9 protein-coding genes and 1 rRNA gene (1 of these 10 cut by a window edge) are annotated in these 9,643 nt (G+C 64.6%); 2 read left to right on the top strand and 8 right to left on the bottom strand.

Translation table 11 applies throughout. From position 1 onward, the window contains the following. Together BLW56_RS09710 and BLW56_RS09705 are read right to left on the bottom strand one after the other, a co-directional pair. Positions 1–101 (bottom strand): 16S ribosomal RNA (locus BLW56_RS09710) (it extends 1,388 nt beyond the left edge of the window). Positions 102–1,009: 908 nt separating this feature from the next. Continuing rightward, a complete protein-coding gene (locus BLW56_RS09705) occupies positions 1,010–1,435 on the bottom strand; it encodes a CBS domain-containing protein (RefSeq protein WP_093510305.1) in 426 nt (141 codons plus the stop codon). 124 nt (positions 1,436–1,559) lie between these two features. On the opposite strand from BLW56_RS09705, the gene BLW56_RS09700 reads away from it, so the two are divergent. Both BLW56_RS09700 and BLW56_RS09695 read left to right on the top strand, forming a co-directional pair. After that, positions 1,560–1,868 carry a hypothetical protein gene (locus BLW56_RS09700; RefSeq protein ID WP_093510897.1) on the top strand — a complete coding sequence of 103 codons (309 nt, stop codon included), beginning with the start codon at positions 1,560–1,562 and terminating at the stop codon, positions 1,866–1,868. Beyond that, a complete protein-coding gene (locus BLW56_RS09695) occupies positions 1,858–2,268 on the top strand; it encodes an acyl-CoA thioesterase (protein WP_093510304.1) in 411 nt (136 codons plus the stop codon). The genes BLW56_RS09700 and BLW56_RS09695 overlap by 11 nt, the downstream gene beginning before the upstream one ends. Here the strand turns inward: BLW56_RS09695 and BLW56_RS09690 are convergent. From BLW56_RS09690 to hisS, 6 genes are all read right to left on the bottom strand, one after another. Next, entirely contained in the window at positions 2,265–3,854 is a 1,590-nt protein-coding gene (locus tag BLW56_RS09690; protein ID WP_093510303.1) for a DUF4139 domain-containing protein, read from the bottom strand. The two genes, BLW56_RS09695 and BLW56_RS09690, sit on opposite strands and share 4 nt — an antisense overlap. A gap of 10 nt (positions 3,855–3,864) precedes the next feature. Beyond that, positions 3,865–5,250 carry a DUF4139 domain-containing protein gene (locus BLW56_RS09685; RefSeq protein WP_093510302.1) on the bottom strand — a complete coding sequence of 462 codons (1,386 nt, stop codon included), beginning with the start codon at positions 5,248–5,250 and terminating at the stop codon, positions 3,865–3,867. 76 nt (positions 5,251–5,326) lie between these two features. Further along, entirely contained in the window at positions 5,327–6,250 is a 924-nt protein-coding gene (locus tag BLW56_RS09680; RefSeq protein WP_093510301.1) for a DUF4167 domain-containing protein, read from the bottom strand. A gap of 234 nt (positions 6,251–6,484) precedes the next feature. Beyond that, positions 6,485–7,309, bottom strand: a complete 825-nt coding sequence (gene prmC, locus BLW56_RS09675; protein ID WP_093510300.1) for a peptide chain release factor N(5)-glutamine methyltransferase — start codon at positions 7,307–7,309, stop codon at positions 6,485–6,487. Continuing rightward, on the bottom strand, positions 7,302–8,369 hold the full coding sequence (gene prfA, locus BLW56_RS09670; RefSeq protein ID WP_093510299.1) for a peptide chain release factor 1: 1,068 nt from the start codon (positions 8,367–8,369) through the stop codon (positions 7,302–7,304). Before prfA ends, prmC begins: the two co-directional genes overlap by 8 nt. Then, a complete protein-coding gene (hisS, locus tag BLW56_RS09665) occupies positions 8,369–9,616 on the bottom strand; it encodes a histidine--tRNA ligase (protein ID WP_093510298.1) in 1,248 nt (415 codons plus the stop codon). Before hisS ends, prfA begins: the two co-directional genes overlap by 1 nt. Between the last annotated feature and the right edge of the window lie 27 nt (positions 9,617–9,643).

Below are 9,643 nucleotides of genomic sequence, written 5' to 3'. Positions count from 1 at the left end.
TACGCACCCGTGCGCCACTAAGTCCGAAGACTTCGTTCGACTTGCATGTGTTAGGCATGCCGCCAGCGTTCGTTCTGAGCCAGGATCAAACTCTCAAGTTTGATGTTCGAGAATGCAAAGGTGGAATATCCCTCGCAAACCCGCTCATTTTAAGGAGCCTGGCCTACACAAGAAGCAACCCCGAAAGGCTGCTTCCACGTTATGGAAACGTGTAAGACATGTAGGTCAGGCTTGGCTTTTTATCCTGAGCACCTTGCACCTTAAAGCTGCAAGACCCAGGGCCGCCGCCCACATGTCCCTTCATCGACAATCACAATTTCAAAGAGCCACCGACAAGAAATGGCGGACAGTTGTCGTTCCCCGCTATTGCTATCGGGGGACATCTGTCCGTATCTGTTGGCGACCGGGTGGTTCGTGGCGTCTGGCGCCGCGCCCCGTCCGGTGAACACGCCTCTAGGCCCCTCCTCGATTCGCGTCAACAACCTTTTTGCAATTTTGTTTCAAAAGTTGCGCAGCGGGCCTGAGAGCCCCTCGGGGACGCCTAGGAAACCCGCAGAAAACTGCCGATCTCAAACACTTCGGCACCAACCCGGAAAATCTTGGCGCCGCAGACGTCCGCCGATCGTCCGTCGTGACGCCTCGGGCGCGATCACGGATTTCCATCAGAATCAGCCCCCACGGATCGATTCCAACCGCGATTCCACGCGTCGAAATTTCGAAAACTCTTCGTTCGCGATGTCCAATGGAGCGATTCCGGCGTGCGAGCACCGCGATGAGTCATGGATTCGCATCGATAACGTGACACGATTCGGCATCGAGGCGCCGAATCGTGTCGGCTGTTGCGCCGGTCGCCGTGCCTCATGCGTGAATCGCGACGATTCGATTCAAGGGGCGACGGTAATGGCTCCGCCGTTCATCGGCAGGGCTGCATATATATATACATGAGGAGAAGCGCGGGCAGGTTGGCGTGGGCCGCAGCTCTCGCGCCGCACCACCTGCGGCCTATTGTTCAGGACGCGATATAGTCGCGCATCGCCGCCGCCTCGGCCTCGATGCGGTCGATTCGATATTTGACGAGATCGCCGATCGAAACGAACCCGACGATTCGGCCGGCATCGACCACGGGAAGATGGCGGATGCGCTTCTGCGTCATCTGCGAGAGCGCGCCGATCACGGCCATGTTCGAATCGCAGGTCACCGGCGATTTGGTCATCACCTCGTCCAGGCTGCGGTCGAGCGCCTCCGGCCCGTAAGAAGAAAGCAGGCGAACAATGTCGCGCTCGGAAAAGATGCCGACGATCTTTTCATTCTCGACCACCGGCACGGCACCGATCCGATTCTGTGCCAGAAGGTCGACCGCCGCCCGCACCGTGTCGGTCGGCCCCGCCGAGATCACTGCTCCGGTCCGCTCCCGAAGAATCGCTCCGATCGTCATAGGTGCCGCTCCCGTCTTTATCCGTTGCCGGGCAAGCCTAACATGATTCGCGTGGCGAACGAAACATCCCGGCCCGCCGCGATGGCGCTTGGCCGCAGGGGCCGCTTGGTTCATGGAAAGCATCATGGCTAAACGCTCCCCCCTCGACAATCGCGACACGTCGAATGTCGCCTGGACCCGTTACCGCCGACTGATGAAAGGCATGGCGATCGTTTCGCTGCTCGCCGTCGTCGGTGCGCTCGGCTGGCTTCGCCTGACGATGGGCGAGGCGCTGACGATCCATATGATCATCGCGACCGCCGCCGGCGTCGGCCTGTCGGTCATGCTCGGCGCCGCGCTGATGGGACTCGTTTTCCTGTCGAGCGGCAGCGGACACGACGAATCGATCGAAGACCCTTTTGAAAACGACCCGGATTTGAACCATGACCGATAACAATAAGTCTGACTGCCCGCGCGACCCGATCCTGCGCGTCGTCCCCCGCCCCGCCGACATCAACGCCAACGGCCATATCTTTGGCGGCTGGGTCTTGAGCCAGATGGATATCGCGGGCGGCATCGTCGCCGGACGCGAAGCGCAGGGCGCGGTCGCGACGGTCGCGATCGAGACGATGGAGTTCATCGCACCGATCCTGCTGCGCGACATTATTTCTATTTATGCACATATCGAACGGCGCGGCCGCACCTCGCTGGCTATCCGGCTGGAGGTGATCGCAACGCGGGACGGCGGTCGGACCGAGGAACGCGTAACCGAAGGCGTGTTCACCTTTGTTGCGCTCGACGAAAATCACCGGCCGCGGGCGCTGCCGCCCGCCTTAGCGGTGAATCCGAATTAGTCGCCTTTCAATTTCTGCCGGAAAGCCTGGGTAAGACTGTCGTTCGCGGGGACGCGGACGCGCCAGACCCAACTGCTGCCGCGACGTTCCCATCCTTGCGGGGTTGGATCGAGGTCGAACGGGATCAGCATCTCGACCTCGGCATCGAAGGGGCGGGCGTTGGTCAGCGTCACCTGCCAGAGCCGGTAATCGGCATTCGGATCAGGCTGGACCGTCACCTTATATTGGACGGCGGGGCTCGATCCGATGTCGTAATCGACGCGTTCGTCCTTTGCCTTGTCGCCGATCGCCGCTTCGCCGACGAGCAGGCGGCGCCCGCCGATCGCCTCGAACACCGCCGCCATGCCGGCGGGAAGCGCGAGACCGAGCCCGTCCGATTCGCGGTTCTGGACGCGGAGACGCATCATCAGCGGCTGCGGCCGACCGTCGCCATAATTGTAGAGCGTCGCGGCATAGAGCTGCTCGACCGCGACCTTATCCTTCGCAAGCAGCGCGACCTGCTTCTGTCCTTTTGCCGACACATCGACGCGGAAGGGAATGCGATAGAATTTGAGGTCACCGAGATCTTCCGCCGGCGGCGCGATCGGCGCCGGTGGCGGAGGGGGCGGTGGCGGCGGCGGAGCCATCGCGTACATCATCCGGTCTTCGCGCCGCCGCGCCGTCACCACGACTTCTTCGGCAACGCGCTGGAAATTCTGCTCGATCTCGATGATCGGCGGCAGTTCCCACAGCGGGTGCGTGCTCGTGATGTCCATCGGCCAGCATTTGAGGACCAGCGCCCCCGGCGTGCTGCGCGGCAGCGGCGGGCTGTACATCTTGTTCAGCCTGCCGGCGATGACGTTGAGCTGCGCGCCCGGGAAGCTCGTCACCCCACCGTTCGCGACAGTGATCCAGCCGGTCAGGCCCAGCGTCTTTCCGTCTGTGCCGCGGTCGGCGACATAATTGGCAGCCCAGTCGAACCCCTCGGCGAGATAGAGCAATTGCACCTTCACCGTGCGCGCGGCCTTGCTTTCAACCAGTATCGACAAGGTGGGCTTCGCCGACAGATCCTTGGGCACCTGGCGATAAAGCATGCGTTCGGGCAGGCCCGAACAGGCGAGCGCCTCGACCCCGGCCGCCGTCTGGACGATTACCCCGCCATTCGGCCCCGACTGGATCACCGCTTCCTGTTCGACGACCTTTCCGGTCGCGAGGCTGGTGCGTCGCAGGGTGACGCTGCGCTTGAGATAAGCGTCAACGAGCCCCGCGGGCGATAGCAGCCGCGCGTCGCGATTCTTCTCGATCACCCCGTCGGGGAGCCCGCTGACCACTGCGGTTTCGGGCAACAGCCCTTCCGCCACGCCTTCGAATCGCAGGACCGAGATGCCGGCAGGCAAGGTGACGGTGCGGGTTTCGGTGATGAAGGCGAAGCCCTGCGGCCAGTTGGGATTGATCGGCCCCGCGCCGCGATTGGGCGCGCGATAAACGGTGACCGCAGCGTCGCCGATCTTCGCCGATACCACGACCGGAGAGGAGGAGGCTTGCGCCAGCCCGGGCGCCGGCGCTGCCAGCACCGCCGCCCAGATCAACAGGGGCCAGGCCCGCATCGCGCGGATCTCAGTAGCGCGAATCGAATGTGACGGTCAGGTCGACCTTGCCATTGGCTGGCACGGGCACCTGCCATTCGATGCGGTCGGCCGAGATACGCTCGCCCTTCAGGCTTTCGTCGCTGATCCGGACGTCGCCATAGAGGCCGTCCTGTGCAAGCAGCACCGTCACCGGCGCCGGCCGCGCGTTGCTGACCGTATATTTCATCTTCGTCACCCAGCGCGAATCGCCCTTGCGCGTGCGCGACACGACAGTCGGCTGGACCTTCACGTCGAACGCGTCGCCGGTACGGAGCGACATCGCCGATCCCATCGGCGTATGGTCGATGCGATTCTCGCCGATGAATTGCGGGTCGCCGCGCGCGTCGCGCATATAAACGCGAATCGTCCCCGCCGGCAGTTGATCGCCGAGCCCACCCTGCCGCGACGTCGAGAAACGCAACACGCTCGCGGTGCTGACCGGCTCGTTGTTGCTGCCCAGCCAGCGATTGACATATTCATAGGTCGAGCGCGCGGGCGCGCCCTTTACGTCGAGGAAGCTCACCTGCTTCTGCTGCGCATTGGCGATCGTCGTCCGTTCGGCGAGCGGATAGAGATAATAGTCGCCGAGCCGTTCGCGCTCGTTCGATTCGGTGCCCGCCGAATCCATCGCGCCGCTCATCTGGCGAAAGCCCCCGCCGCCGCCCGGACTTCCCGCGACGAGCAAGGTGCGCGCATTGTTGAAGGTCGTGCCCGTGCTGTTGGTCAGCGTCACCCATCCCTGAATATCCATCGCGCCCTTGGCGGCGTCGAAAAGCGCGACATAATCGGCGGTCCAACCGAGATTCGGCGTCAGATAGGAAAGGCGCGCCGGGACGGTCCCGGCACTCACAGCGTCGACGGTCACCGACAGCGTCGGGCGGGCGCGCAAATTGGGTGGCAGCCGGTCGAACACCGCGCGCACGGGCAGGCCATCGTCGCGGAGCACCTCGATCCGCTCGCCGACCTGAAGCACGATGCCGCCGTTCGCCGCAAGCACCTTGGCGCGCTCGCTGCGCTCGGCGCCGGTCGCGGGGTTGGTGCGGACGAGCGTGATCGACTGGCCGACCGCCTTGTCCATCAATTTGTCGGGGGTGAGCAGGTCGAAATCGAAATTCTGTTCGACGATCCCGATACCGGGGCCGGAGAGTGTGACGGTCTCGGGACGGATGCGCGCCGACACGTCGGGAAACTCGATGCGGTTGCGCCCGGCAGCAACGCTCAGCTGGCGGTCGTCCTGTACCAGCGACTGCCCATTATTATAGATGGTGACCGCGACATCGCCCTGCGCGTTACCGGTCGCGGCATCCTGCGCGAAAGCCGGAAGCGCCGACCCTCCAACAGCGAGCGGAAGACAGGCCAGAGCCAAGACGCGCATAAAAAACCTCCCCGCGAGTGATCCCGCGGGGAGGCTATGTCATGCGAATCGGAAAAACCAGCGTGAAATCGCTGACTTATTCAGCCGCTTCGACGTCGGTGTTGCGCGATGCCAGCGTGCGGCGGGTGCGGCGCGGCTTGGCCGCAGGCGCTTCCTCGGTCGCTTCGCTGTCGGCGGCGCGTTCGGGGCGACCGATCGCCGGGGGCAGAACCGCGGTATCGATTCCCGCATTGCCATTGTCGGCGCTGTCGTCCTGACGCGGACGGCGGGCCGGGCGGCGCGCGGGGCGCGGAGCCGCTTCCTGTTCGGCCGCTTCTTCGCGCACGGGCGCTTCGCTGCGATCGCCCTGCGGCGCTTCGTCTTCGTCGCGGTTGCGAGCGGGGCGGCTGCGGGCGGGCTGGCGGCTACCGCGATTGTCATCGTCGCGGTTGCCGCGCGGTTCGCGGTTGCCACGGTTATCGTCGTCGCGATCACCACGCGGTTCGCGATTGCCGCGATTGTCGCGCTGGCCGCGGTCACCCCGCTCGTTGCGGTCGCCCCGGTCGTTGCCACGATCATTCCGCTCGCCGCGGTCGTCGCCATTGTCGGCATCGTCGCGGCCGGTGTCGGCTTCGAAATCGCTGTCGGTATCGTCGTGGCCGTCGAAATCCTCGACGCCGCGAATCTCGCGACCACGATCGTGGCTGCGTTCCTGGCCGTTCGCCGCAGCCTTTTCTTCCTGCCGGGCGCGGAAATCGCTCACGACGCGGAAATAATGATCGGCGAACTGCAGATAATATTCGGTCTGGACCCGGTCGCCCGCAAGCTGCGCGTCGCGCGCAAGGTTGCGGTATTTCTCGATCATCTGGGCGCCGTTGCCGCGCGCCCGGCTGTCGATGCGGTTGGCCTGGTCGACCCCACCGCGACCGCCCGACTGCGAACGGTTGTTATTGTTGCTGCCGTTGTTGTTACGGCCGCGACGGCGACCGTTCTGTCGGTTGTTCATGTTCAACTGAGACATCCTGATAAGCTAATAAGCTACGCCAACCCCTTTTGGCCGACCGCGCCACCTGCGCGTCGTGCCCGCGCTTCTCACGCGGTTCTTGCCCTTCTACCGCTGCGCCGGACCCTTGGCCCCGCACCAGCACCGTAAGTGGGAAGCAGACCAGTCGGACCAATCAAGGTTCCCTACCGGGTCTGTAAGCCGCCCCTACCGCGCTTTGCGGCGGAAACCAAGCAAATTCTTGTACAGGCTTCAGGCGCGGGTCAGCAAAAGCGCCCTGTCGCGGCCGCCCAGATCCTGTCTGCAACCGACCGAAAACCCCGCCGCTTCGGCGAGCTTCGATACCGATATGCGTTGCGTGTGACCGATTTCAAGGATCGCCAGCCCGCCAGGCGCCAGAATCCGCGGTAAATCGGGGATGATCCGCCGATAGTCGTCCAGCCCGTCGGCGCCGGCGAACAAGGCGCCGGCGGGCTCATGGTCGGCCACGTCGGGCATCAGTTCCTCCGTGTCGGCGATATAGGGCGGATTGCAGAGAATGAGGTCGAATTGCTGGTCCACCTGATCGGCCCAATTGCCGGGCATCAGATGCACCCGGTCATCCAGTCCCAAAGTCAGCGCATTTTCCTTGGCATGGTCGAGCGCGATATCGCTGGCATCGACCCCAAGACCGCTCGCTTGCGGCCATTCGCTGAGCGCCGCATAGAGCAGCGTGCCGGGTCCGGTACCGAGGTCGAGGATGCGCTTTGGGCCAATGGTGCCGAAATGGGCAACCGCCGCCTCGATCAGCGTTTCGCTGTCGGGCCTCGGGATCAGGACACCCGGGCCGACGCCGATGCGCACCGTCCAGAAATCGCGATAGCCCAGAATATAGGCGACGGGTTCGTGCGTCATTCGGGCGGCCACGAAATCGGCGAAGCGATCGGGAACGGCGAAACGCGCGGGATCGAGCAGCAGCGCCTGCCTTTCGACGCCCAGCGCGTGCGCCATCAGCAATTCGGCATCGAGGCGCGGGGTGTCGGATACCGCCGCAAGCCGCGCCGCCGCGTCGCGCAGCGCGGCGCCGACGTCAGTCACCCAGTCCCGCCAGTCGCTGCGCCTGATCCTCTGCGATCAGCGCGTCGACCAACTCGTCCATCGCGCCTTCGATGATCTCGGGCAGGCGGTGGAGCGTCAGGTTGATCCGGTGATCGGTCACGCGCCCCTGCGGGAAATTATAGGTACGGATGCGCTCGGACCGGTCGCCCGACCCGACCATCGACTTGCGCGCCGACGCTTCGGCGCTGTGGATCTTTTCGCGCTCCAGATCATAGAGGCGCGCGCGCAGCACCTGCATCGCCTTGGCGCGATTCTTGTGCTGGCTGCGCTGATCCTGCTGGATCACGACGAGCCCGCTCGGGATATGCGTGATGCGGATCGCCGAATCGGTCGTGTTGACGTGCTGCCCGCCCGCTCCGCTTGCACGGTAGATGTCGATCTTGAGGTCGCTGTCGTTGATCGCGACGTCGACTTCCTCGGCCTCGGGCAGCACTGCGACGGTCGCGGCGCTGGTGTGGATGCGCCCCTGGCTTTCGGTCGCGGGCACGCGCTGGACGCGGTGGACGCCGCTTTCGAACTTCAATTTGGCGAACACGCCCTGTCCGGTCACCGACGCGACCACTTCCTTGTATCCGCCCATTTCGGCCTCGTTCGACGAGATGATCTCGACCTTCCAGCCCTGTCCATCTGCATAGCGGCTGTACATGCGCAGCAGGTCGCCCGCGAACAGCGCCGCCTCGTCGCCGCCCGTGCCCGCGCGAATTTCGAGCATCGCGGCGCGCTCGTCGGCAACGTCCTTGGGCAAGAGCTTGATGGCAAGATCATGCTCGGCGGCGGGCAGCGCGGCTTCGATCTCCGCGATTTCCTCGGCCGCCATCGCCTTCATTTCGGGATCGGCGAGCATTTCACCGAGCGAGACCAGCTCGCCGCGCAGGCGCACGACCTCACTCGCCGCCCTCGCGACGGGTTCGAGTTCGGCAAACTCCTTCGACGCGGCGACGAAATCGGCGGGCGCCATGTCGCCCGTCGCCATGCGCGCCTGCAATGCGGCGTGGCGCTCGATGATCGCGTCGATCTGTCTTTCGGAAACGGAGGTCATCAGAGCGCGCGAATGATCGCGTCGATCGTGATCGTAAGCTCGCTGTCGCCACGAATGTTCGTGTACGCTTCACCGTCGCGCGAGCCGATCGCGATCAGGGCGCGCGCCGGAATCTTCCCTGCCTTGTCAAAGCGCTTACGCGGCGATCCGCTTGCGACGATTTCGGTTGCGAAACCGCTGCCGCGCAGCGCCGCCAGCGCTCTCATCGCCATCGCGAGCTGGCCGTCATCCTCGACCGCGATCACCGCGTCGAGACGATCGTCGATCACATCGTCAGCGAGCAGCATCGCCAGCCGTTCGATCCCGCCGGCCCAGCCGACCGCCGGCGTCGGCGGTCCGCCGAGCGTTTCGATCAGCCCGTCATAGCGTCCGCCGCCGATCACCGTGCCCTGCGCGCCGAGCCGGTCGGTCACGAACTCGAAGGCGGTGTGGCGATAATAGTCGAGCCCGCGCACGAGCCGCGCGTTGCGCTCCCACGCGACCCCCGCGGCGTCGAGGCCCGCGGTGACAGCGCCGAAGAAGTCCTGCGCTTCGCTCGTCAGATAGGCGTCGATGTCGGGCGCGCTGTCGGCGATCGGGCGATCCTTCGGATCCTTGCTGTCGAGGATGCGGAGCGGATTCTTGTCGAGTCGTGCGAGGCTGTCTTCGCTGAGATCATCGCGGTGCGCTTCGAAATGCTCGACCAGCGCGGCGCGCCAGGCGTCGCGGCTCGCCACATCGCCCAGCGTGTTGAGCGTCAGCGTCACACCTTCGGAAATGCCGAGTTCCTTCAAAAGCTGGTCGGCGAACACCAGCAGCTCGGCATCGGCGAGCGGGCTGTCGCTGCCGATCATCTCGGCATCGAGCTGGTGGAACTGACGATAGCGGCCCTTTTGCGGGCGCTCGTAGCGGAACAGCGGGCCGTGCGTCGCGACCTTCAGCGGCGCGAACTGCTGCCAGCCGTTGGTGATATAAGCGCGCGCAATGCCAGCAGTGAATTCGGGGCGCAGCGTGATCGACTCGCCGCCGCGATCTTCGAACGAATACATTTCCTTCGACACGACGTCGGTCGTTTCGCCCAGCGAGCGCGCGAACACGGCGGTTGGCTCGATCACCGGCACTTCGACGCGCTTGAAGCCATAGAGGCGGCGCACCCGTTCGAAGGTGCCCACGACATGCGCGAACCGGTCGGCGAAATCGCCAAGCATGTCCTGGGTGCCGCGCACAGCTTGCGGGGTCGGAATTTTCGCGCTTTTGTCCTTGCTCATGCGCGGCGCATCTAATGGTTTTTCGTC

Source organism: Sphingopyxis sp. YR583 (assembly GCF_900108295.1).
Lineage (GTDB): Bacteria > Pseudomonadota > Alphaproteobacteria > Sphingomonadales > Sphingomonadaceae > Sphingopyxis.
The sequence above is the reverse complement of the archived record's forward strand: the minus strand, read 5'-3'. Positions and strand labels throughout refer to the sequence as shown.

Excerpts from the sequence above, each read along its gene's own strand:
- prfA (WP_093510299.1), bottom strand. The coding sequence starts at position 8,369 with ATGACCTCCGTTTCCGAAAGACAGATCGACGCGATCATCGAGCGCCAC.
- BLW56_RS09685 (WP_093510302.1), bottom strand. The coding sequence starts at position 5,250 with ATGCGCGTCTTGGCTCTGGCCTGTCTTCCGCTCGCTGTTGGAGGGTCG.
- hisS (WP_093510298.1), bottom strand. The coding sequence starts at position 9,616 with ATGAGCAAGGACAAAAGCGCGAAAATTCCGACCCCGCAAGCTGTGCGC.
- BLW56_RS09700 (WP_093510897.1), top strand. The coding sequence starts at position 1,560 with ATGGCTAAACGCTCCCCCCTCGACAATCGCGACACGTCGAATGTCGCC.
- BLW56_RS09695 (WP_093510304.1), top strand. The coding sequence starts at position 1,858 with ATGACCGATAACAATAAGTCTGACTGCCCGCGCGACCCGATCCTGCGC.
- BLW56_RS09680 (WP_093510301.1), bottom strand. The coding sequence starts at position 6,250 with ATGTCTCAGTTGAACATGAACAACCGACAGAACGGTCGCCGTCGCGGC.
- BLW56_RS09705 (WP_093510305.1), bottom strand. The coding sequence starts at position 1,435 with ATGACGATCGGAGCGATTCTTCGGGAGCGGACCGGAGCAGTGATCTCG.
- BLW56_RS09690 (WP_093510303.1), bottom strand. The coding sequence starts at position 3,854 with ATGCGGGCCTGGCCCCTGTTGATCTGGGCGGCGGTGCTGGCAGCGCCG.